Raw genomic sequence first — 24709 nt, forward strand, 5'->3', positions numbered from 1 at the left:
AGCTCGCCCATGAAGGAAACCATGGGTGTCTATGTAAGCTCGGCCATGAAGGAAATCATGGGTGTCTATGTAAGCTCGCCCATGAAGGAAATCATGGGTGTCTATGTAAGCTCGGCCATGAAGGAAATCATGGGTGTCTATGTAAGCTTACCCTTAAAGGAAATCATGGGTGTCTTAATAAGGAGGAAATCATGGGTGTCTATTTAACGAAGAACAATGGCGCGAATGTAGCGCAGGCCAAAACTCGCCCCATAGTCTGGTCTATTGCTGGCTCTGACAGTGGCGGTGGAGCGGGCATACAGGCGGATAATTTAACCATTCACGACCTAGGAGGACATGCATGTACGGTAGTGAGCGCCATCACTGCGCAAAACTCACAGCAAGTACAAGGGATTACTGCGACTCCCACTGCAATGCTCATAAAGCAATTAGACTGTCTATTAGATGATATGCCCCCCGCAGCCATCAAAATCGGCATGTTAGCCAATGCCGAGCAAATGCTATGCATCAGTGAATGGCTTGCTAATAGCCTAAAACCTTATGAGCAGGCCAATAATCTACAGATTCCAGTGATTTGGGATCCGGTGATGGTATCCACCAGCGGCCAGTCGTTAACTACCAACAATGAACAAAAGGCGCATTCGGCATATCTGGAATTGGCAAAATCCGTAAGCTTGCTAACCCCTAACAATTATGAATTAGCAACACTACTGGAGTTATGCCATATACCAACCCCCACTCATCAAGATCCGCTCACTGATCTTGAAAAGCTTGGCAATCTTCTAAACTGCAACATTCTACTCACAGGTGGAGACTCCCCATTCAGTCCTGAGCAAAACCAAAGGACTCTCAACCAATCGACTCAAAACAGCTTCGCAACCGATTGGTTAGTGGCCAAAAACATAGCATTTACCTCACCTCAGCATCAACATCAGCGAATTGGATTTAGCAGTCCCCGTGTAGTCACCCAGCACAATCATGGAACAGGTTGTACCCTATCTAGCGCCGTAGCCACGGCAATGGCTCTGGGATATCCATTACTGGATGCGATTGTGGTGGCTAAAGCCTATGTTCATCAAGGTTTAACCAATGGGTATCCAGTAGGAGAAGGCCCTGGGGTCCTAGCCCGCAATGCCTGGCCAGAAGACCTTAGGCATTTTCCCATCATCATTCTGCCCAATTACCCTCGGGTAAACCAAGCAGATGACCTTAGTTTTGCAAGGGTCAAACAGCCTTTGCAAGTCTATCCGGTGACCAAATCGGTCAGCATACTCGAACAAGTGCTAAAAGCTGGGGCTCGTACCGTGCAATTGCGCTTGAAAGCCGCAGACAGCACTTATCAGTCTGATCATCAAATTGAACAGGCGATACAAGCAGCGGTCGCACTAGGCAAACAATATCAAGCACAGGTATTTATCAACGATCATTGGCAATTAGCCATGAAACATGATGCATTTGGTGTTCATTTAGGCCAAGAAGATCTGTTGCAGGCGGATTTATCTCAAATTGCAGAAGCTGGTTTAGCACTGGGAATATCGTCCCATGGATATTTTGAATTGCTGTTGGCGCAACAATTGTCTCCCAGTTATTTGGCCATCGGCCATATTTTTTCCACCCCAACCAAATCAATGCCCTCGCAACCCCAAGGGCTGGAAAAATTACAAAGGTATTGCGCGCTACTGGCTGATCGCTTGCCCCTAGTTGCCATTGGCGGCATTGATTACAGCAACCTTGGTGCAGTTAAACAAACACAAGTGGGAGACGTGGCAGTTGTGCGCGCAATCGAAACTGCAATTGATCCCGCAAAAATTTGGCAGGAACTGCAACAAAAATGGCAGACAAAGGTATGACAGAGACATTAAACGACAATCAGTTTATGCAATATTATCGGCAAATATTATTGTCTCAAGTTAGTGAATATGGTCAACAAAAATTGCTTAATCAGCATGTTATTGTCGTCGGTGTGGGTGGCTTGGGTTGCCATGTTACCCAACAATTAACTGCTGCAGGAATCGGACATATTTATTTGCTTGATGACGATTTGGTTGAATTGTCGAACCTGCCCAGACAAATTCTGTTTGATGTAACTTCCATAGGCAAACCCAAAGCGATTTGCGCAGCTGAAAAAGTGATAGCAATGAATAGCGATACTCAAGTACGCTATTTTTGCAAAAAGTTTACTTATTCTTTTGCTGAGGAACTATTGCACACCAATGCGGAACTGCAACAAGCCCATCAAAATGGTCAGTTAATCTTGCTCGACTGCACAGACAACATGCCCACACGGCAGTTAATAAATGCTTGGTGTGCAACTCACTTTATTCCATTGATCAGCGCATCAGTTGCCGCTTTTTCCGGCCAATTGTTGGTAATTGATGGTCAAGTTGCACCTCAAAGTGGTTGCTACCATTGTCTTTTTGGTAGCAATGCAAATCCCCAAGGGTGTGCCAATCTGGGCGTGCTTGGTCCTACCGTTGCGACCATGGCCAGTATGCAAGCACTAACAACGATAAAACACATCTTAAGACTAGACACTGAGCTTAAATACTTACACATTTTTGATGGCTTACAACTCAGTTGGCGACAGTTTGTTCGTCACCGAGATCCAAAGTGTAAAAGTTGTGGACATTGGCCATCCCAATCAGAAAATCAGCTTTCCTCAGCCCATCAAATCAGTCCAAAGAAGGTAAACTTATGATCACCCTATATGTCAATGATCTTCCCGTACACGTCAATAAAAATAGTAATTTACAACAAGTTTTAGCGCTTAGTATCCAATCCCTCAACTTGCAACTAGACAACATTGCAGCAGTACACAATCAACACCTGGTACCCAAAAGTCAGTGGGCAATAAGTGTATGTAATGAAAATGATCAGATTGAAATATTTAGTGCTGTAGCCGGAGGTTAATAATGCTAACCATTGCACAACACCGTTTTTCATCTCGTCTATTTAGTGGCACCGGGAAATTTTCCAGTAGCCAGGTAATGTTAGAAGCCTTGCAAGCTTCAGGAACTGAGTTGGTCACCCTAGCGATGAAACGCCTGGATTTAAAACGTGGAACCGACAATCTGATAGAACCTTTAACCCAAATGGGTGTGAAGTTACTGCCCAACACATCTGGGGCGCGTAATGCAGAAGAAGCAATTTTTGCCGCTCAACTAGCTCGAGAAATGTTACACACCCACTGGATAAAATTGGAAATTCACCCAGATCCTAAGTACTTAATGCCCGATCCAATAGAAACCCTAAAGGCTGCAGAAATCTTAGTTAAAAAAGGTTTTGTAGTGATGCCATATGTACATGCTGATCCCGTGTTATGTCGGCGCTTAGAAGAGATTGGTTGTGCGGCGGTTATGCCCTTAGCCAGCCCCATTGGTAGTAATCAAGGTTTACTGACCAAAACATTTTTACAGATGATTATTGAGCAAGCCCAGGTGCCAGTGGTTATTGATGCGGGGCTAGGTAGCCCATCAGATGCCACAGCCGCAATGGAAATGGGTGCTGATGCAGTTTTGGTCAACACGGCGATCGCTGCAAGCCAACAACCTGTCAGTATAGCCCAGTGTTTTCGCCAAGCCGTTATCACTGGACGCAAGGCCTATCATGCAGGATTAGGACAGGTATCTAAACAAGCCAGCCATACAAGTCCATTAACGGGGTTTTTAAATGAGTTTTGTTGATACCTTTAAGCAATTAGATTTAATCGAATTACAACTATCGTTAAATAGCACTACCTCTGCGGATGTTGAATCTGCTCTGCGCCACCCCAGCGGGGATCTTGATGCATTAATGGCGTTGTTGTCCCCTGCCGCCATCCCATACTTAGAACAAATGGCCCAACAAGCCAGACAAATCAGCTTACAACGGTTTGGCCACAATATTCAGTTATTCGCGCCCATGTACCTGTCTAACCTGTGTGCCAATGAGTGCGATTACTGCGGTTTTACCCTAAGCAATAAAATCAAACGTAAAGTGCTAAACAACCAAGAAATAGAGCAGGAAATGCAAATTCTTAAAAGCCGTGGTTTCGATTCTCTTCTCTTGGTAACAGGAGAACACGAACGTAAAGTAGGCCTAGACTATTTTGCTCGGGTTTTGCCCCAATGCAAACGCCACTTCAGCCATGTATCTATAGAAGTGCAACCTTTAGAAACCGATCAATACAGACAGCTGGTAAGTCTTGGATTAGATGGCGTAATGTTGTATCAGGAAACTTATCACCCCGTTACTTACGCTAAGCATCACATCCGCGGTAAAAAGTCGGACTTTTTCAATCGTTTAGACAGTCCAGATAGATTAGCTCAGGCAAATGTGGATAAAATTGGTTTAGGAGTATTGCTCGGCTTGGACGACTGGCGAATTGACGCCCTGGTAATGGGACATCATCTGGCCTACTTAGAGAATCGCTATTGGCGCAGTAAATACAGTATATCATTGCCACGGTTAAGACCTTGCAGTGGCGGTATTGACCCCAAAGTGCCTATTTCTGACACCGGACTCGTACAACTAATCTGTGCATTTCGCCTATTCAATGAAGCCGTGGAAATTAGCTTATCCACCCGTGAAACAAGCCAATTTCGAAATAACCTTATTCCACTGGGTATTACCCATATGAGTGCCGGCAGCTCCACTGAACCTGGTGGCTATGCTCAGCCAGCGAGCCAGCTAGAGCAGTTTGATATCAGTGACGAGCGTTCGGTTAAGGAAGTGGATGAGGCCATAAAGAGTAAAGGATACACCCCGGTGTATAAAGATTGGCAGGGAGACTGGATCATGGATTAAGTAGATAAACGAAAGGCTATTTAGTTCAAACAAGACGACTCTCTTAGAGTTGAATAGGTAACGTTAGGGCTAGAATTGCTATTGAAAATATTCTATACAAGTAGTTATGTTACCTTTAAACAGGTTAAGCTAGAGTCACTTATCTTCTTGAATGGGTAAAAATGACAGCTATATGTTGAGGGATATCTAGTGGTAAATGCTGAATTTATATTGCTATTGTTAAGCCCAGTATTTCTTATTGCTATAGGGGTAGAGCTGCGCAAACGTAAACAAAGTTACTCGTTCAAGGAATTTAGCCTGAATTTGGGTTTAGCCTTATCACACCAAGTTGCTGACATTCTTGCAATGCTCGCATTAATGCCGTTGTTTTATTGGTTGCACAAGAATTTCGCCATATTTACCATTGAGTTAAGCCTTGGCTGGGTAATCTTGGCCTTCATCTTACAAGACTTTTTATATTATTGGTTTCATCGCGCTAGCCACCAGTGTAATTGGTTATGGGCCGCCCATGTAGTGCACCATAGTTCCACTAATATGAACTTTTCTACCGCAATGCGCCAAAGCCTTTTTTATCCTATTGTTGGCATGTGGATATTTTGGCTTCCATTGGTTATCTTGGGCTACACGCCCGAATTGGTTTTCGCTGTTGTTGCCCTGAATTTAGCCTTCCAGTTTTTTGTTCACACTGAGCTTGGCCCTGAATTTAAAGCACTAGGCAAAATTTTTAATACCCCAACCCACCACTGCGTACATCACGCCACTAACCCCCAATATATTGATAAAAACTATGCAGGTGTACTTATTATTTGGGACAAAATTTTCGACACATTTATTAGTAGTAATGGTGAAGCACCAGTTTATGGTGTGACTGAGCGAGAATATAAGATTTCATTCTTTGATGTACTACTCACACCTTGGCGGATTCTGATTAGCAATGTCAGGCGGCAAAATAACATTTTTACTGGTGTAAAATTGTTATTTAAAAAACCCAGTAAGGTAAATTAGCTAATATCTCAACACACGGAATGTGTGCATTGATGTCGTTTTACTGAGTCCCTCATTATGACAGGGCTATTCAGGCTGGGACACAATGGGTCAGTATCAACAAAAAAAGCCTCGATGATATCGAGGCTTTTTCAACATTAAAATAAACTTGATTAAGAGTTAGCTCTTTTTCTACTTACTAACGCAAATAAGCCTAAGCTAAGCAGTAAAATTGAAGCAGGGGCAGGCACAGCTACCGAACCAGCTTGAGTCTCAATTTGAAATACCGCTTCTGTTCCTGTGAAATCAAAGACGCTGTTACCGTTACCAACATCGTAACTAATTGTTATGCTATTTGCCGTAAAAGATAGTATTTCAGTAATGGCAATATCAGTTAAATTGCCAGATACCCAAGACAAGCCAGTAATAGTTTCACCTGCATCAAACATAATATTGCTAATAGAAGCAGTGAAAACTTCAAAGTCCAAATCGTCTTGCGAGTCGAGTGTAATAATGTTTGTTGATGGATCTAGGTCGATAAACACCAAGCCACCGTTCCAAAAACTATCATTACTTAATAGATCGGAACTGTCTAATTCATTACCAGCCCCAACGGACGCGTTAAGATTTTCATAAGTCAATGGACCAGAATCATAACAACAGTATGGAAGATCAGCTTCAGTGCGAAAGTCACCTGAAATGATAGTAGCATTAGCTACGCCAGCGAAAAGTAAAGCAACGATACATAAAATTCTATTCATTTTTTACACCTCAATGAATGATACTTAGATTTATCATTTTAAAAGCAAATAACATGCCTAAATTACAAGCAATTGAATTTAATGCGATTTTTTAAATAAGATATTTCTTCTAATCAATAACCGTAAAGTAAACTGACAAAATAATTATTATAAACATATACTTAAGTATAATACGCGAGATATTTCCCATGGGCAATAATTATCCTGTTGTACAATTCAATCGTCTAAAATTTGCCCTTTTAGTTAGCGAGTAGGTAATTTCAAAACCAGGCCTCAAGTTAATAGTATTTCGAATAGCATGGACGTACAATGCCTGTAAATCATTCATGCTGTTTAAGGGATAATAGCCAAGGGTCACAGGGTCACCTCGATGGTCGGCGTTTTATCCTGTATTGGCTAAAAAGTCACGACAAGGTATCTCATGAAAATATTATTTTTTATTGGCGCACTTTTTTTAACCGGTTGTGCCACTACTCAAGGTCTATCGGTTTTTTCGTTTACCAATGCGCAAGTGCAATCTTTACTTCGTCAGCAGTTACCCAACTTAAGTGAACAAGCCAGTGTTATGGGTGTTCCTGTAGAATTAAGTGTAAACGACCTAAGCGTAAATATTGGCCCTGATAATCGAGATGTTATTGCTCTTGGCGTGGATTCGGGCGCAGAAATTAATGCTTTTGCATTTAAATATCCTGTCCGCTTGATGTTGCAAATTGAAGGCAGCCCTTCCTACGATAGTGACAAAAAAGCAGTGTATTTACGCAATCTTAAACTTATCGACTCCACAGTAGAAGCTGGGAAATATAAAGGTAATTTGAATGTATTGAATGACCAAGTAATGGCACTTATTAATACATTTTTAGCGACCACTCCAGTATATAAGTTGGATATGACGGATCCGAGAATTGCACTATTAAGTAAAGTACCTTTGAATATGAAAGTGGTAGAAGGTGCAGTTCAATTAGTGCCAAACCTCTAACACAACAGTTATTGAGCACCAAACTGAGTGCAGTTTAGCAGTACATTGCTGCGCTTATGTTAGGAATTGAAGGTCGTTTATTTATGCCACCCCTTGCATTTTCCCGTTTCGCCCTTATTAAACTAAGCAATTCATTACAGGTAGTTAGCATCCTTATATGTGGTCTTGGCGTGCACTAGTATTTAGTTTGTTTATTGCAATTTTTATTGCAACAAGTGCTCCTGCCCGCTCTGTCGATATTAATCTAGATGCAAGCTACGCTTCTCTGACTTCCCAAAGTGATACTCATCTCAACAACGAATACCATCAAATCACGCCCCTTGACGTAACTCAAGCCTGGTCGCCTGAATATATTCTTATTGAACAAAAAACAACCTTGAAAAAGCGAAAATCTAGTCACAAAGAGAATGATAAAGGCAGTTTTCAATCTAATCCTGCTTCTGATTTTTTTAAGGTTAATCGCGATATACGTTGGCCTCCCTTTGAGCGTTCAGCCTACAGTGCATTTAACTCAACAATACAAAACGAACCAATTTTTGTTCTAGCCTACGAATTTTTGCCTGAAATTTTAGGGCGTCAACATTTCTTAGCTCCCCTTAATCCAAGTGTTGATATCCCTTGGTTTCTGCGCCCTGATGCAGCAGATAATCAAAGTAAATTGAGTGGCTGGAAAGATGGAAACACGCAATATTCCGGTGCTATTACCTACCTAAGTTAACACGTTCTGGCACTTCACTAAGTGCACTTTTTTATGGGTATTTATATACCTTCATTTATTTCGCGTGTGAGTAAATCACCCGCGCATCCCGTTAGCCATTGCTTTGGGCAATGGGTATTCGATAAAAAAGAGAAAGAACATGCGTAAAACAACAGCAAAACCCAAGCACACATGGCAGTTAATCGTGATTATTGTCACTGTGCTTATATTAGGATTAAATGCTATCCCAACTTTATACGGTAACAACAATGCGTTGCTAGTTAGCTCCAACAGTCAAGAAACGTCACTCCCAGAACCTCAACGGTTGCGTCAGTTAATGCAACAAGAAAACATTCGCGTCAAACAAATTATCAGTGGAAATTCCGACAGTAAAATCGTTATTGAAGGTGATGATGAAGCGCTTTCCATTGCCCAACAAAAACTGAAACGTGATCTGGGTGACCGCTACGAAATCCGCTTAGGGAGTCAATCAGCAGCGCCGACCTGGTTAAATGAACTAGGCATGTCACCAATTAAACTGGGCTTAGATCTTAGTGGAGGCGTGTTGTTTGTACTGGAAGTAGACACCCCAAAAGCTGATCAAGAACGCATGGAAAGTGCCAAAGACGAAGCTATACACATCATACGTGAGCATGGTTTCAGGGGCATGAGTGTAAAACAGTCCTCAGCAAAAAATGGAACCTCTAATAGTCTTAATCTGCACTTTCTAACTCATCAAACAAATGATGTGAAAACTGTTGTACAAAAGTTGCAACAACATTTACCCGGTATTACCTATACCAAGGTCGATGAGAGTAATATGACTTTGATGTTTTCCGAACAAAGTAGTAGCGAATTTCATCAACAAATTATGGCTCAAGCACTAACGACTTTGCGAGGCCGTATAGAAGAATTAGGGATCACTGAGGCTGTGACTCAACGGCAAGGAGCCAATCGAATTCGGGTAGAGTTGCCGGGAGTGAAAGACCCAGAGCAGGCCAAACGTATCATAGGAGCTACCGCTTCTTTGGATTTTTATGAAGTGGCAAAAGAAGGAGAGATAGGTACAAAAACATTTAAAGATGATAATGGTCGTCAATTGCGCGTCACATCAAAACCCATTTTTACTGGTTCAAGTATTGAAAATGCAACCTCTGGCCGCGACGAAATGGGAATAGCCTTGGTCAATTTATCATTGGATTCAGTGGGTGGCGAAAAGATGTCTGCCTTCTCCAAAAATAATATTGGCAATCCTATGGTAGTCGTTTTTTCAGAATATCATCGCAACGCAGCAGATGAGATGGTTAAAAGTAGCAGGGTCATTAACGTTGCAACTATCCAGGCCCAGTTAGGAAATCGTTTCAGTATTACTAACCTAGAGAGTCAACAAGAAGCCTCCGAGCTTGCCTTATTGTTACGAGCAGGGTCGCTGGATGCCCCCATAACCATTGTTCAACAAAGAACTATCCAAGCTTCTCTAGGCCAGGACAATGTGAACAACGGCATTATGGCGTTAGCCATTGGTTTGGGTGTCACGTTAATGTTTATGGGATTGTGGTATCGCAAACTTGGCATTATTGCCAACACTTGTTTAGTACTTAATTTGGTATGTCTAGTTGGCTTGATGGCATTGTTACCGAATATAGTTTTAACCTTACCCGGGATTGCAGGCCTAGTGTTAACAGTGGGCATGGCAGTTGATACTAATGTGTTGATTTTTGAACGAATAAAAGAGGAGCGAAAACGAGGGAGAAGTAACTTCTTAGCCATAGAGGCTGGTTATAAAGAGGCGTTTAGAACAATTTTAGATGCCAATATCACCACTATGATCACCGCGTTAATCCTCCTTAGTATCGGTTATGGCCCGGTGAAAGGGTTCGCTATGACACTGAGTTTAGGCATTCTAACTAGTATTTTTACCGGCGTTTTCGTCGCCCACGTTTTGACCTATTTAGTGAAACCTCAAATCACAGTTAAGCGAAAGGAACTTATTTCATGAGCACAAAGTTAATCAACAACGAAAACGTTGCAAAAGACCATAATATTGCAAAAAACACCCCTGAAAAATCAATGTCTGCAGGTTCTAGATTCAGTCAATACCGGCTTGCAGGTTTCTATTTAGCGATAGTATTAATGGTGCTTTCAGCTGTGGGATTGGGGGTCAGAGGGTTGAACTTGGGGCTGGACTTCACGGGTGGTTACATGACGGAGTTCACAACTAGCCAAAGTATCGACAAAGTAGATATGCAACGTCAATTGGACACCCATTTAAACGAAGAATATGAACTTAATAGCAGTGTTACAAATACCCTCTGGACTGTGCGCCAAGCTGATGGTGTGTCTGTTGTTATTGATAAGGCTTGGTTAACTAACTTTGCTCAACAAAGTGGCTACGATATTACGCCTCAAGATTCTGTTTTCATTGGCTCCCAAGTGGGCTCAGAATTAATCGATAATGGCGGTTTAGCCATGCTTGTTGCAGGTATTGCGATGATGGTCTATTTGACCTGGCGTTTTGAATGGCGCTTAGCCTGCGGCTCACTGGTGGCGTTAGTACATGATGTTTTAGTGGTGCTAGGATTATTTTCTTGGCTTGGCTTGTCGTTTGATTTGACAGTTTTGGCTGCTGTACTCGCCATTATCGGCTACTCACTGAATGACTCTATCGTAATTGGGGACAAATTACGTGAAGTTATGGGCGCTAAATCCAATCACACAATGAGTGACATAGTTGACATAGCGGTCAAATCAACCTTGACCCGCTCGTTGATCACCTCAGGCACCACGCTGGCAACAATAGCCTCAATCTGGATATTCGGAGGACAGCCATTACAAGGGTTCGCCATCACCCTTTTTGCTGGTGTCATTTTTGGAACGCTTTCATCGATTGCAGTGTCAGCAACAATTCCGCAAATAATCGGCTTAGACCCTGGGTTCTATCAACATCGAGCGCAAGAGTTGTTACTCAATAACGAGCCTTAAAGCTTGCCTGGTAAATATTTCGAGTATTCCTAGGACAGCCACGAGTATTCCTAGGACAGCCACAATAAGGGTTTGCCATTACCCTTTTTGCTGGTGTCATTTTTGGTAGTGACAAACGACTATAGGACACCCACTACAATGGGTGTTTTATAGCACATGTTCTGTGGACATCCATAGCTACGAACAAATATAAAGACACCCATGGTTGATAATCATGGAAATGACCAAGGCACCCATAATTGCGAATGCTAATTATATTTTAGTAACAATCTTTGATATTCAAAATGAATTGGTTTTAAAATGAATTAGGAATGAAATAACCTTGATTTAAGAGGTACTTATCTCTAGTTAATTGATGTGAGGGCTCAATTACCTTATCTCAATTAACGGTTGAGACTAGTGTTATTTGCGCTTGTAATGATTTTCCGACGTGAATACTTCAGGTGTGTTTGAACAATACTTTTGCATTGGCCATACCGCGTATTCGCTGATGTTTTGTGCTGCGCTTAAATTGTTGCATCACTTGTTCACTCCCAGCCGCTGTGAAAAAGTACCGTTCAAATTCAATTGTAAGTGACAGCCATTGCTCAGGATTAAAACCTATACTTTTAAGAATGGAATTTTCTTTAGCTTTTATAAATCCAGTTTTTCCTTGTCGTACGCAGCGACCAGTGCAATGGACTAATTCACAATAATCGATAAAACTGAATGGAATACCAACCGGCCCTTTTTGTCGATGATTACCCACAAATTGCAATAGCGATTCAGGTTGTTTTCCACTTTTTAGATCGTGAATTCGTTTGAAAATACTCGTATGTTTTGAGGTTTCTGGCGTATTTTCGATACCAGCGCGAACCGGATTTAAATCAACGTAAGCCATGCAAGCTAAAACGGCTCGTTCGTCGAGTAATGCTTGTGATTTAAATCTTCCTTCCCAAAACCTTCCCTTACATTCATCTTCTTTGTTAGCTTCTCGGGCTATATATTCGTTCAGATTGCGCATAAACCAACTAATATCATACAAACGGCGACGATACACTTCGGTGATTTGATCCACAGTAGCTTGTTCACATTCACTCAGCTTTTTACCACGTAAAAATTTTTGTGTAAGAAGCGTGCCCTTATGCAATTGGTGCCAACGAGTAACCACCTCTTTTTTTGACCAACTTTCAGCTAGATTGTTATCTACAAACAATACCAAATGGGTATGATTATTCATTACTGCAAATGCCGCTATATCTATAGCGAAAACAGATCCTAAAAAGAGTAAACGGGACTCCACCCAGCCACGCCGGTGCTCATAACTTTGCCCTGTCAATTTGTCTTTACCACATAGGAATGACTGTCTGACACACCGGGATACACAATGATAATAAGAGGTATCACTTAAACTTATCTGGTTTTTTCGGGCTTGGGGCATACGCCATCCATCCTTGGTTGATTGATAACTTCTAAGTTTAGTCAAAAGTGGAAATTTAATAGTATTGAAATTCGCGTATAGGCAAATGCTGTCCCAAAGTAGGTGAAATATTAAAACAATGCTGCGCTAATGTTGGATGTCTCATTATGGCAGTTAAAGGTGGGTGTCCTACTAGCAGAGGTGCGCTAATTGCAAGCTTAAGATGGGTGTCTTAATAATAGTAGTGCGTTAGTGGGAAACTCAAGATGGCTGTCTAAATAACAAGGGCTACTCCGAGAAGCAGCGCTTTTAGAAAACCATGGGTGTCTTAGGTAATGCATATTAAATAACGAAGCCTACCCGTGTAAATCGCTTGTTTAACTACAACCCCGCGTGATATTGACTATCTGTTGATTCTGGCACCATTGCGTTTAATGTTTCTTCCACCTTAGTATCACCCGCAAGTAGTTGCTCGAATTGTTGGATTAGTGCAACCTTATCTGGCGACACTCGGCCACCCGCTCCAATATTGGTTAAATCAATCATAAAACCGTCAAACAAGTCTGCCAAATCATGGATAACCTGCATGTTCATAAACTGATCTTCATTGTAAATACTTGGATATCCCGCTTTTTGTTTATCAATGGCAAACGACATACCCTTAACATTAGTAATACTGGTTGATTTATCGCAAGACAACATGCATCCGTTATCTATTCTCGGCTTTTCACACCCCACACTTTGTTGAAAGAAACACTGCCGGCTGGTCATTAACAAAATAGGATGATAAATACTGTAAAATAATTTGAAGTTTTCAGGACGTGCAATGTTTTTCATTTGCATACGATTAAGCTCGTTAGAAATAAATGCTCCACTGCAATCAAACTCTTCTTTCATCGCCATCAATGCATACGAATTCGTGGTATTTAAAAATGGTCCTGCTATCCATTTTATCCCTAACTGATTAGCACGGTAAGCAATCCCCGTGTTGTTAGTAACTATTAATGGCGGTACAACCTTTTCCAAAATATTAATAGCCACATCATAATCTTTGCCAATTAGTACGGCTGGAAACCAGGGGATCAAGCGCGGATTGTCAGCCAAGAAGTCAATGTACTTAGTGCAGTTTCGTTTATAGGCATCAGGCAATTTAAAATAAATATCGGCCTTAGTAACATCGGCTAAATGGATATCGGCTTCGTCACAGATAAGAATAGAAAGCTCCGATTTAGCGTCACTTTGGGTGGTTTTAGCATGGCTTTTAAGCTTTGGTAATGTCACGGGTGGAATTAACGCTTGGGCACCATTTAACAGTCGCGAAGCTTCATTTTTTAGTAAAGTTAGATCACTAAATGGCACGCTAAGTCCTGCTGTCAACGTTGTTGAATCAACTTTTGCCAATTCATAATCAGCATTACCTAAACTTTTAAAACGTTTCACAAGCACATCATGATCAATGGCATTTTTATTACTTTTGGATAATAAACTGCTCGACTTCAACGTGAAACATTTACCCTCAGTATGGATCATTTTAGCTGCCATACTTTGATGGGAACTTACATCGTTGGTGCGAATACTTAAAGTTAATGGCGAGCCTTCCTCACCAGAAAACACCAAAGACAGTTCTACTTTATCTATACTCAAATATTGAATTTTTTCTCGAACAATATCATGAAGCTCATTTTTTTCTTGATACAGGGTTTGCTTCACTTCTTGTATTTGCACTACTGATATACGATTGCTGTCGTTGTCAGAACTGGCTTTAGCGATTGCATGATTTTTTGAGTTATCTCTTGGGTTATCGATAAACATCGACTGATTTAAGTCGCCACGCAAAAATGCATTAGAAAAATCTCGGTTAAACACTTTATAAAGGCGCTCCCCATCTTCAAGCAGCTCACCCGTTTCAATAAAGCCATCTATTTGTTTACGAAAACTATCCACCACTGTATGAACATAGCTTGCGCCTTTTATTCGACCTTCTATTTTAAATGAGTAAACACCTGCTTCAATAAGTGCTGGCAAGTCAAAAAAGGCCGAATTATCTTTTAGATTAAGAGGGAAATTATGCCCCGATTCTGTGGTTTCATATTCTTCACGACACGCTTGACTGCAGCGGCCACGATTACCTGAATTACCCGCACTTGCGGAGGTTGAATAACACAACCCCGAGAAAGCCACGCACAATGAGCCATGCACGAACACTTCCGTCAAAATATCATGTTCCCGGCTAACCGCAGTTAGTTCAGTTATTTCTCGTAAGTTTAACTCTCTGGATAAATTTACACGTGACGCGCCTAATTTTTTTAGAAAGGCTATTTGACCTGCATTATGGGTAGTCAGTTGGGTAGAAGCATGGATGTCCAAAGTCGGGAAATGTTTTTTCACTAGATTGAACATGCCAATATCCTGCACAATGATGCCATCTAAGGTAGTGTTTACTAGTTTGCTTAATAATTTGGCTAAAGTCGCAAACTCCTGCTCTAGAATGACAATGTTCAAGGTTAGAAAAATTTCACATTCGTACTGATGAGCAAGCCTAATGACTCCCACTAGTTGTTCAAAGGAAATATTAGATGCGCGATTTCGGGCGTTAAAGTTATCTAAGCCACAATAAACAGCATCGGCCCCTGCAATGATGGCTGCCTTAATGGCATCAATATCACCACCTGGCGCTAACAATTCAATTTTTGGGGTGGTTTGGAGATCATTCATGCCAACATTACTCATATAAGTGCGATTCATTTGGGTGTGATTCACAGGAATAGTATAATCCCTGCGACTTTATGCGGGCGATTTTACCTGTATAGTGAATCTTTTAATATGACTTAGGGTAGATAATTCTCTGTAAAGACCGCAAAGTACCAAATTAAGCGATGCTATACATGAAATAACCGCTAACCATTAAAAACAGTAGAAATATAAACTATGACACTGCCGATTCTTTACTCATTACGAAACTGTCCCTATGCAATGCGTGCCAGAATTGCACTTTTCAAAGCCAATCAACCAGTTGAAGTGCGTGAAGTAAAATTAAATAATAAACCAGCAGAAATGCTGCAAGCTTCCGCAAAAGGTACTGTCCCAATTTTAGTTTTAGGCGACGCAGCTTCGCCATCATCGATAATTGAAGAAAGCTTAGAAGTCATGCTATGGGCGTTAACACAAAATGATCCCGATGATCTACTTCTTAGAGATGAGCAAAACGTATTGCCGAATATGCTCAAATTGATCGCTCGTTTTGATGATGAATTCAAAGCCTGCTTAAACGCCTATAAATGTGCAAAGCGCTACAAAGAAGACAACCTAATTGAATGCAGACAAGCATGTGAAGTCTTTATTCAAGAACTAGAAGAACGTTTGAGTTATACGCAGGATAAATATAACGCAGTAGAGCAGCCTTTTATATTTTCCGCCCGAGAAAGTTTAGTTGATATAGCGCTACTTCCCTTTATTCGTCAGTTTGCCAAAGTAGAACGTCAATGGTACCTTCAATCTCCTTATCCCAAAGTGAAACAATGGCTTAATCATTACTTACAAAGTGTGATGTTCACCAAGGTGATGACAAAATTCGAAGTATGGAGTCCAACCAACTAACCTCGTCAGTTTAAATTCGAGTAAGCTTATTTTCTAACGATCCAGCTTCCATCGGCCTGACGACAGGCATTGCCATGCACTACTTCAGAAATTCCTCCAATAGTTGCTTGCACGGTATATTCACGACAGGTATCTCCATCAATTAAGTCAGTTTTAGTCGGCACAACTCGATATTCATACCCCGTATCTGGGTTATACCATTGTGTGGCTACACCGGTGCGAACTGTTTCTAAAGAATGCGTAACATAAGTTCTGTCCGTATGGTTCATATGACGACCAACTCTACCCCCAATATAGATTTCAACGGGAGGGCCAATAATAGTAGCCTTAGCTTGAGCCTCACCTTTGCCAATCTCATGACCAATAACACCACCGATAATACCACCGATGACTAAACCAGTGAGGGGGTTAGCTCCGCCTCCGCCGCCGTGCCCATGATGAATACCTCCACGACCGGCACAAGACGATAAGAATAAAACACTAATGCAACAAAATATAATTACTACTTTTCGGGAGTGTGAAAACATGATTCGTACCTTTATTGTCTAAATATTAGAACTCGGTATTTAACGCAAAGTATCAGTTCATCCCAAAGGGATCTCCAAGCTCTACTTAGCAACTCGTTAAAACCGAAATATTCCTATCAAGAACAAACTAAGGCTAACAATCAAATAGTCAAAAAACGTGTAAAGAATGTGGAGAAAGTGCGGATTTTTTACTATCGATTAATTTTGAAAAGATACAATAAACTTAGATGTCTTTTATTAATATTATCGAGATATTATCGAGACACCCATAATATTATCCCCCCCAATAATGTGTTGAGCATTTCACAACTAACTTCGAGTCTGGTTTGTAAACATGGGTGTCTAGGTTGCGTTGTCTAGGTAGCGTTCTATACATGGGTGTCTAGATAACATTCCTAGATAAGTCAACATGGGTGTCTAGATAGCAGAAAACGAAGTTATTATTGAGGTTGTCACAGGCGGCCTACAGCCATCCCTTTTGATTGGCAATACGTGCTGCATCAACTCGGTTTGTGGCATTCATTTTAGAGATGGCTTCCGACAAATAGTTTCGTAATGTACCTGGTGCTATAAATAACTTTTCGGCGATTTCAGCCGTAGACAAACCTTCAGCCGCAAGTTTGAGCGCTTTACGTTCTTTATCATTAAGTGGATCCTTGTCCCCAAGTGCCATCATGGCAAGCTCGGTATCAATTACTCGTTCGCCTTTTATTATCCGCCGCAAACTGGCAATCAAATAATCACTTGGGGCTTCTTTTAGCACAATCCCCCTCACTCCCGCCTCAATAGCTCGACGCATGTAGCCGGCCTTAGCGAAGGTTGTCATTATCACAACTTTTATATTTGGATATTGCTTCTGTAAAGTTTCGGCAAGTTCGATACCGGTCATACTAGGCATTTCAATATCACTTAATACGAGATCGGGGATGACATCTGAACTATTAATAAAACTAAGCGCTTTTGCACCGTCACCACAAGAAGCCACTACGTTTATATCTGATTCAAAACCAATTAATGCGGTCAGTGCATCGAGCACTAAGGTTTGATCTTCAGCAATAACTAATTTTGTACTCATTAAATTTCCTTTTTAGTTTAATTCATATCTCAAGATCGGCGTTTAGCCTAGCGGCAATGGGACACTTATTTCAAGGTGCATACCCTTGTCATGCTTGATAAGTAACCTGCCATTAATCATATCTATGCGTTCTTGCATACCGGTTAACCCATTTCCAGCTTTATAGGATTTATTAGGCTTACTGCCGTTATCACCTATGCACAAATGCATTGTGTTATCGTCAATACGTGCGTCAATGTAAGCGTTAGTTGCGTTGCTATGTCGCAGAATATTGGTAACGGCTTCTTTGGCGACAAATGACATTTGCAGCTCAATATCTATCGGCAAGTCCACTTTACTCAGCGTATTTGTTGTCAATGCAACTTCGATGTTGGCATTTTCGAGTAATTGAGTCAGCGTCTGTAATTCGCTTTGCAAGGAAAGCTTTTTCATGCCTGAAACGGCTTTCCTTACATCAGACAAGACTTCGCGGGAAACAGCACTAAGCTCAGCAAGTTGCGATTTTGCTTCATCTATACGGTCATGCTGAAGGAGTTTTTCTGCAAGCTCGGCCTTTAATGCAATTGTTGACAGGGTATGCCCAACTAAATCATGTAAATCTCGACCGATGCGTTCTCTCTCAGCAATGGCACTAACCTGCGCCAGCTCATTTGCAGCATGCTGTTTGTGTATTTCGATGAACGCTTCCTTTCGCTCTAGCAAGCCAAAGGTGAATAATGCTAAGCAACTAAAAACCGACGGAATCAGATAGCGTAAGTCAACGGCTTCATAATGCATAACCGAGACTACCATGGCGGTTATAACCGTTAGAAAACTGACCAAACGCGCCCAACCAGCGCCATGATAACCAATTATAAAGGTGGCAAAACCAAATAAAAATACGCCAGCAAAGTTCAAAAAAGTGCCGCCGATACATGCTATTACAAGACAGGTTATTGGTAATATTACCGCTTTCCCCTTAGCCAATACTGACCATATGTAACATCCCACAAAGATGGCATAAATACCGAGGGAAGCAAACAGATGGAAGCTGCTAGGTGCAGCTTCACTGATAAATAATGGGATAAAATAGAAGAATGAGAACACCAACGAAATAAAAGACCATTTCTTGCGTTCTCCGCGCCCAAGGGCCGGCAAGCTTATATTGGTGTTTAAAGACGTGGCTGTCATATTATTTCCTTGTGATTGTTACTGCATCACTTTGCGAGACTTGTTTTAAACGATGTAGCTGTTAATAAATCATTTTTGCTATCAGTTGAAACCTTGATGTTGGCATAACGTTTTTCTTGTATGTAAATACTGATCATATATATCACTACAATGACAGCCGGTACAGTCACAAACACATGCTCAGGAGCAACAAAGTAGCAGGTTACTATCCCGATGGTTCGGGTAATGGCATGAAAGTATCCAACCCAATGCTGAATAGCCCATGATAACGGCATCCACATTAATCCGGCAAGAATCCCTACCGACATAGGAATCGATTCATTTTCTTTTGTTGCGAACGGCATGACGATGGCAAACACTAACAATGCCATTACGACACCAGCCATAAACAAATTATCAAATTCATTTTTAGGGCCTTTGCGATTAAAAAAGTCTTCCCCTGTAAGTTTCGCGAAAAAAATGCCTAAATAGAAAATAGCACCACAACCCAACCAAACCGACCAGACCTTCGTTTCAACTGACTGTGCAAAAAAGCCAATAAGACCAATTACAGTCCAAACTAACATACCGGCTAAAGGCATAGCTAAAAAACGACGTTGACGAAACTGCTCGCGTTGTTGATCTAAAGTAAATGTATTCATTGTAATCTCGTAAGTTATGTAAAGGACGAGATTATTATTACGGATGGGGATACAAACAATAAGGCACAAATGTCACCAATAAGATGTGACATTTGTCATAATAGGTTGGTGGGATCTAAGGTAAAAGTGCAATATTGCACACAACGTCGGCCATACTAAGAAGTTATAGGGCTGTTGGATAAGTTGCTTTCCCCAACTTATCAGTCATTTCATTTTTTACCTTAAGTTGGAAAACCCTGTTGATGGACAAACAGGGAGAAAAAATTAACTTTTATGTATTTTCATCCAATAGTTACAATGAAAAATGATTGTATAAGTGCTCTTAATCTATTAATTTGAGATCCAAATTATTAGATGATAATTAGAAGCTTAAGCTACACTTTTTGTGAGAATGTTCCGTATCATTTAAGTCGTAAGGGAAATAAAATGGTTCAGGTCTTATCCTTACCTTTATTTATCACTTCTAGTATCAGCATACTTTTAAGCTTTTTCTTTTTGCTTTTATATTATCGTCTAACCTCCCGACACGAAGAATCAGTTAAGTATTATTTGCTATTTTCCCTTTCCGCTTTAGTCAGTAGTATTTTTCTTGGCGGCTTTGCGGTGTTATTAAATTCAGGTCAGAACCTGAATTATTTAAACATTGCTAACCGTGTAACAGTTATTTGCGCAATGTATACCACCCTATTGAGCTTGCATTTCTATGTTGCGTTTTTTCAATACAAAGCACCGATATTTCTTAAGTGGTGCTACGTTATCAGTAGTGTTTTTTCATTACTGGCAGTGGTGCCAAATCAATACTTTCTTAGTAAAGAGTTTCACTCAACATCTGCGTACTATACCGGTTTAAAATATGGTTCTTTATTTCAACTATGGGGGGTATGGATATTAGTATTAGCCGTTTACTGCATATTGATTTTAGTGAAAGTCTACTTACGTCAACGTAGACGACAAGAAAACAACAAAACTAACGCAGTATTACTGCTGTTATTAGCAAATACTGTCTGGATGATAACAGGGGTTTCCGATACTCTAACTGGAATACAAATAGTTGATTTACCACCACTTACATGGATAGGTTCATTTTTAGTGATTTCTACCATTGCTTGGGTACTTGTTCTGCATATCGATAATCTGTATGAAGAACGGCAACTGCTAAGTGATCGCCTTTTATATGACCATTTAACCCAAGCCTATTCTCGCAGTTATTTAGATATCCGCTTAAGCGAATCGATAAAGTTAATGTCACGCAATGAACTGACTTCGTTATCTGTTTGTATATTTGACGTGGACAACTTTAAAACCATCAACGACCAATATGGCCATGGGAATGGTGATGAATTACTAAAAAATATCACCACAATTATAAAGGAGAACATTCGGAGCACTGACTGTATTGCGCGATTAGGAGGAGATGAGTTTGTAATATTATTCTCTGATAAACAGCCTGACAATCATGCTCTTATGATTGTCGAACGTATTCGAAAGAACATATCTGAAATGCGATTTGGCATAGGAAATATCAAATTTAATGCATCATGTTCTTTCGGCATAGTTAGCGTAACGTCAGACCAATTACCCATGGATGACTTATCCAACCTGATGTTGACGTCTGCCGATAAGGCTTTATACAGTGCCAAACACAAAGGCAAAAATGCAATTGGTATTGCAAGTCTGTACGATTTGGCTTAACTAATCTGTTTAGCTATCGTCAAGGTAACAAACCTCCCTCATCAGAGTAACTTTATTTGACATCCAACATAGTTGAGTCAAAAGCAACAACTTCAAAAAGCAAACGATGCGCAACCAAAAAGCCTCTGCAAGAACTAACGAGACACCCATAGCATTATCGAGACACCCATATTCACCATATGTCATTAACTAGACACCCATAATTCACTTTAACTTAACTGAGTTATTCAATTAATAGCATGGGTGTCTCGTTAATTTATTCATTTGAATGGGTGTCTAGTTAATTTTGCCAGAGAGTGTCACATTGGTAGATTTTGGCCTCATGCCTCAACATGGGTGTCTAGATAACGGGTAAGGCAGTTAAAATAATGATAATGAAATTTGTCATTGTGGTTGATAATACACCGGCACTTCTTTTTGTTTATATCCGTTAATATAAAATCGAGTAGGCCAATCATGGGGTGGATAGTGCGCATCCATTTCTGGGCGCTTCGGTGTAACATCTTTAGTTTGGGAATGTGGAAGAAGTTGATTACTGCCAGGCACTGTATCTCTGGTATCAATATAAGAGTCACTAAAGTCTCCACATGTACCAAAGTGCTCAATACCATAATCCCAAAATATACCCGAATACACGCTAACAGGATCCAGATAAGTTGTTTGAACAATTAACTGTGGATTCGTTGATTTCGCGCCTTCACATATACCAAGGACAACAAATGCGCCGCAACTATGACCAATAGCATGAATTGCCTTTACGGATGATTGCTTCGCAATCCGCTCCCCAATCTCAATGCCAATTTTTTTACCGGCAACTGAACATAAAAACACATTGCCAGAAAAGTCGCGCCAATCAATGCTGTGGTTCTGTTGTTTTGTGCCAGCTAGTTGGGGGTAAGTATCTTCTGCCATCAAATTTTGCAATTCATCACTCCAATCCGCGGGTGACCCTTTCACCCCATGAGCCGAAAGAGTGATGTACTCCAGTCCTTTTTTGATAGGAAACTGAGTGACCGATGAAAAGTCTCTTGGCCAATATACGTAAATTGCAAATCCTAAGGTGCCCAGTATGAATGGAATACCAGGGATAATTACCAACCACCACCAAATGAAGCGGATCAATGTTTTTTTACTGATTTTGAACACGACTACTCAAATTTTAATAAAGGACCTTTAGTGTGAAGAGTTAATGAATCTTAAGCAAGTTTGTTGCTGTGCCAACTTCGCCACGTTGGTAAATGCATTTTGTAGTAGATATTACAGACTAGTTTGATCGCACCAAGTCTTCTATGAATGCTAACGTTTGGTTCTCCAATGCAAGTAGCACCATCTCAATAAATGCGTTCAACTAACCCCTTTTTAATGAGGCACGGCTAAAAACAATCTGAAGATATGTATTCGCGTTGAAAACCTCAAAATAGAATTTGCATTTGTCATGACGTCCCTTGAATTTGCATGAGTTAACTCCCGAGTAACTTAAATTCCAAAATTAGTCTTTGATAAGCTTCCTACGCTACTTGGGTAAAGTATTCGTAAACGATATTGCATGATTGGCGCTCGCTGAGGCATGCTTAAGGTCAAATAAAAAGACCATAAAGTTTGAGCAGTAAATTGTTTATGGCAGCAATATTTACCGTTGGTCACGATGAATCCTTTAAAAACAGCAGCTCAAACACCTAAGTAACTTCCCAATCGAGTCAAGGATAAAAAACATGTGGAATTTGCGATTATTGATCGTTGTTACCCTACTCATCGCTTTGCCTTTTTTTGCATTCGCCCACCATGGTAGTAGTGGGCAATTTGATACCAGTACAACGTTTGAGGTTAGTGGTCAGGTCACTGATGTAAGACTGGTTAACCCCCATGCCTATGTTTATTTTGATGTCACTAACAGTGCTGGAGAATTGACGAATATGCGTTGTGAATTGCAGTCTGGCTCTTTACTCAAACGTCGAGGGTGGACAACGGATATGTTTAAGGAGGGCACTAAAATTAAAATTCTAGGTTCACCCGACCGTACAGATCCCACTACCTGTTACATGAATCAGATTACTTTTGAAAATGGTATTACTGCCTCGCGTAACAGTATTTTTAATGACGATGGTACACTTGCATCAAGCAGTACAAACTTAGCACAGGAGTCAGCGTTAGCGCATCGCCCAATTAAACGTGCCGATGGTACCCCTAACCTTGATGGAAATTGGGCAATGGTGCGTGAAAAAGGTGCTCCTCCGGGAGCTGGCGGAGGCTCTCCAATAGTGCTAACTGCGGCAGGTAAAGCAGCGGTAGAAGGAGCAAATTCAGAGCAAAACCCGAGATTTCAATGCAAAGCTACCAATATCATAATGGACTGGTGGTTCGATCAAATGGTCAACACCATTCACCAAACAGATTCAAGTATCGAATTAACTTATGGTTTCATGAACCTCAAACGGACAATATATCTAGATGACACTCAGATGCCTAAGGATTTCGTGCCAAATCGCGCCGGATTCTCAACGGGTCAATGGCAAGGTGAAACGCTAGTAGTAACAACGACAGGGTTTGATGAAGGCTGGATAATGGCGCCCTTAGGGGGCGAACGTGGAGGAATGCCAAGAGGCAGACCAGACTTCCCTTCAAGAGGAGATGCAACTAAAGAAGTTGGCAAACGTCCACCTAAGCCACCTGGCGGGGGTGGTCCTCCTTCACCCGCTAAGAACAGCCCAGAATTAACCATCATAGAATACTTTTCATTGAGCGAAGACGGTACGCAGCTTACTCGAGAATACACATTGACGGATCCTGTTAATCTTGAGAAACCAATGACGGGCTCAGATAAAGTTATGCTCACCGATGATGCCTATGAGCCCTATGATTGTGATGACTTAACTACAGAACGAAAAAATGTATCAAATACTCAGAATCTCAATGCAAGCATTTCATTGAAGAAACCTTCTCCTTTGGATAATGCCATCATGCAGCCTCTGCATTGGCTTGAAGACTCTCCCCTTGGTTTGACCATTTCAAGCACACAGTGGGGATACCCCATCGCCCTCTCGTTACATGCAATAGGCATGGCTACTTTGGTAGGTATTGCTTTAATGCTCAGCGTCAAAGTACTAGGTTTTGCATCAGCAATACCAGTAACCGCTATGACTGCTTATTGGCGAGTTGCCCAAGCTGGATTTGTTATAAATTTGCTTTCAGGTGCAGCTTTGTTTTGTGGGAATGCTTCAGAGCTTTATTTTAATTGGGCTTTTCGGATCAAACTAGGCTTAGTATTTCTGGGGTTATTTATTACTTGGTGGATGTACAACACATCCATTAAGCGCTCAAATACAATCATTAAACCCCAGATTAAACTTGCTACTTTTGTTTTGGCTGTATGGGTAGCAGCGATTATTGCTGGTCGCCTAATCGGTTATATGTCCTAAGGAAAAA

The 24709-nt window shown here is 41.0% G+C and carries 22 protein-coding genes; 14 read left to right on the top strand and 8 right to left on the bottom strand.

Annotated features, from left to right (window positions below; all coding sequences use genetic code 11):
• The 7 genes from Q4574_RS16685 to Q4574_RS16715 all read left to right on the top strand — a co-directional run.
• Nucleotides 1-207 (top strand): hypothetical protein (locus Q4574_RS16685; protein WP_303475541.1); only part of this gene is annotated, 207 nt, incomplete at its 5' end.
• On the top strand, nt 192-1850 hold the full coding sequence (gene thiE / locus Q4574_RS16690) for a thiamine phosphate synthase (RefSeq protein WP_303475543.1): 1659 nt from the start codon (nt 192-194) through the stop codon (nt 1848-1850). The genes Q4574_RS16685 and thiE, both read left to right, overlap by 16 nt.
• Nucleotides 1832-2698, top strand: coding sequence for a HesA/MoeB/ThiF family protein (locus Q4574_RS16695; protein ID WP_303475545.1), 867 nt, complete (start codon nt 1832-1834; stop codon nt 2696-2698). Before thiE ends, Q4574_RS16695 begins: the two co-directional genes overlap by 19 nt.
• Entirely contained in the window at nt 2695-2910 is a 216-nt protein-coding gene (gene thiS / locus Q4574_RS16700; RefSeq protein WP_303475548.1) for a sulfur carrier protein ThiS, read from the top strand. Before Q4574_RS16695 ends, thiS begins: the two co-directional genes overlap by 4 nt.
• Before the next feature lie 2 nt (nt 2911-2912).
• Entirely contained in the window at nt 2913-3683 is a 771-nt protein-coding gene (locus Q4574_RS16705) for a thiazole synthase (protein ID WP_303475551.1), read from the top strand.
• On the top strand, nt 3670-4785 hold the full coding sequence (gene thiH / locus Q4574_RS16710; protein WP_303475554.1) for a 2-iminoacetate synthase ThiH: 1116 nt from the start codon (nt 3670-3672) through the stop codon (nt 4783-4785). The genes Q4574_RS16705 and thiH overlap by 14 nt, the downstream gene beginning before the upstream one ends.
• A 189-nt stretch (nt 4786-4974) precedes the next feature.
• On the top strand, nt 4975-5790 hold the full coding sequence (locus tag Q4574_RS16715) for a sterol desaturase family protein (protein WP_303475556.1): 816 nt from the start codon (nt 4975-4977) through the stop codon (nt 5788-5790).
• A 152-nt stretch (nt 5791-5942) separates the two neighbouring features.
• On the opposite strand, the gene Q4574_RS16720 is transcribed toward Q4574_RS16715, so the two are convergent.
• A complete protein-coding gene (locus Q4574_RS16720) occupies nt 5943-6530 on the bottom strand; it encodes a PEP-CTERM sorting domain-containing protein (RefSeq protein WP_303475559.1) in 588 nt (195 codons plus the stop codon).
• Nucleotides 6531-6951: 421 nt separating this feature from the next.
• Here Q4574_RS16720 and Q4574_RS16725 point away from each other — a divergent pair, with 421 nt between their 5' ends.
• The 4 genes from Q4574_RS16725 to secF all read left to right on the top strand — a co-directional run bounded on the left by Q4574_RS16725 (nt 6952) and on the right by secF (nt 11185).
• Nucleotides 6952-7506, top strand: coding sequence for a DUF1439 domain-containing protein (locus Q4574_RS16725; protein ID WP_303475562.1), 555 nt, complete (start codon nt 6952-6954; stop codon nt 7504-7506).
• 157 nt (nt 7507-7663) lie between these two features.
• The gene (locus Q4574_RS16730) at nt 7664-8224 is read left to right on the top strand and encodes a hypothetical protein (RefSeq protein ID WP_303475564.1); all 561 of its coding nucleotides are present in this window, start codon (nt 7664-7666) and stop codon (nt 8222-8224) included.
• Nucleotides 8225-8363: 139 nt separating this feature from the next.
• The gene (secD, locus tag Q4574_RS16735) at nt 8364-10202 is read left to right on the top strand and encodes a protein translocase subunit SecD (RefSeq protein WP_303475565.1); all 1839 of its coding nucleotides are present in this window, start codon (nt 8364-8366) and stop codon (nt 10200-10202) included.
• A gap of 71 nt (nt 10203-10273) precedes the next feature.
• On the top strand, nt 10274-11185 hold the full coding sequence (gene secF, locus Q4574_RS16740) for a protein translocase subunit SecF (protein ID WP_368411653.1): 912 nt from the start codon (nt 10274-10276) through the stop codon (nt 11183-11185).
• Between the two features lie 439 nt (nt 11186-11624).
• Here secF and Q4574_RS16745 read toward each other — a convergent pair whose 3' ends face one another.
• Both Q4574_RS16745 and Q4574_RS16750 read right to left on the bottom strand, forming a co-directional pair.
• The gene (locus Q4574_RS16745) at nt 11625-12605 is read right to left on the bottom strand and encodes a transposase (protein ID WP_303475570.1); all 981 of its coding nucleotides are present in this window, start codon (nt 12603-12605) and stop codon (nt 11625-11627) included.
• A 360-nt stretch (nt 12606-12965) separates the two neighbouring features.
• Nucleotides 12966-15299, bottom strand: coding sequence for a peptidase U32 family protein (locus Q4574_RS16750; RefSeq protein ID WP_303475572.1), 2334 nt, complete (start codon nt 15297-15299; stop codon nt 12966-12968).
• A 213-nt stretch (nt 15300-15512) separates the two neighbouring features.
• On the opposite strand from Q4574_RS16750, the gene Q4574_RS16755 reads away from it, so the two are divergent.
• Nucleotides 15513-16181: a glutathione S-transferase gene (locus Q4574_RS16755; RefSeq protein WP_303475575.1), complete on the top strand. Its 669-nt coding sequence runs from the start codon at nt 15513-15515 to the stop codon at nt 16179-16181.
• A 26-nt stretch (nt 16182-16207) separates the two neighbouring features.
• Here Q4574_RS16755 and Q4574_RS16760 read toward each other — a convergent pair whose 3' ends face one another.
• The 4 genes from Q4574_RS16760 to Q4574_RS16775 all read right to left on the bottom strand — a co-directional run bounded on the left by Q4574_RS16760 (nt 16208) and on the right by Q4574_RS16775 (nt 19594).
• The gene (locus Q4574_RS16760) at nt 16208-16708 is read right to left on the bottom strand and encodes an RT0821/Lpp0805 family surface protein (protein ID WP_303475577.1); all 501 of its coding nucleotides are present in this window, start codon (nt 16706-16708) and stop codon (nt 16208-16210) included.
• Nucleotides 16709-17171: 463 nt separating this feature from the next.
• The gene (locus tag Q4574_RS16765; protein WP_303475580.1) at nt 17172-17783 is read right to left on the bottom strand and encodes a DNA-binding response regulator; all 612 of its coding nucleotides are present in this window, start codon (nt 17781-17783) and stop codon (nt 17172-17174) included.
• A 42-nt stretch (nt 17784-17825) separates the two neighbouring features.
• Nucleotides 17826-18953: a sensor histidine kinase gene (locus Q4574_RS16770; protein WP_303475582.1), complete on the bottom strand. Its 1128-nt coding sequence runs from the start codon at nt 18951-18953 to the stop codon at nt 17826-17828.
• 26 nt (nt 18954-18979) lie between these two features.
• Nucleotides 18980-19594, bottom strand: a complete 615-nt coding sequence (locus tag Q4574_RS16775; protein WP_303475585.1) for a hypothetical protein — start codon at nt 19592-19594, stop codon at nt 18980-18982.
• 426 nt (nt 19595-20020) lie between these two features.
• Here Q4574_RS16775 and Q4574_RS16780 point away from each other — a divergent pair, with 426 nt between their 5' ends.
• Nucleotides 20021-21286 (top strand): GGDEF domain-containing protein, encoded by a 1266-nt coding sequence (locus Q4574_RS16780; RefSeq protein ID WP_303475587.1) that lies wholly within the window; start codon nt 20021-20023, stop codon nt 21284-21286.
• A 384-nt stretch (nt 21287-21670) separates the two neighbouring features.
• On the opposite strand, the gene Q4574_RS16785 is transcribed toward Q4574_RS16780, so the two are convergent.
• The gene (locus Q4574_RS16785; protein WP_303475590.1) at nt 21671-22432 is read right to left on the bottom strand and encodes a hypothetical protein; all 762 of its coding nucleotides are present in this window, start codon (nt 22430-22432) and stop codon (nt 21671-21673) included.
• A 566-nt stretch (nt 22433-22998) separates the two neighbouring features.
• Between Q4574_RS16785 and Q4574_RS16790 the strand changes: the two genes are divergently transcribed.
• Nucleotides 22999-24702 carry a DUF6152 family protein gene (locus Q4574_RS16790; RefSeq protein ID WP_303475593.1) on the top strand — a complete coding sequence of 568 codons (1704 nt, stop codon included), beginning with the start codon at nt 22999-23001 and terminating at the stop codon, nt 24700-24702.
• The last annotated feature ends 7 nt before the right edge of the window (nt 24703-24709 follow it).

The organism is Aliiglaciecola sp. 3_MG-2023 (assembly GCF_030548205.1).
Taxonomy (GTDB): domain Bacteria; phylum Pseudomonadota; class Gammaproteobacteria; order Enterobacterales; family Alteromonadaceae; genus Aliiglaciecola.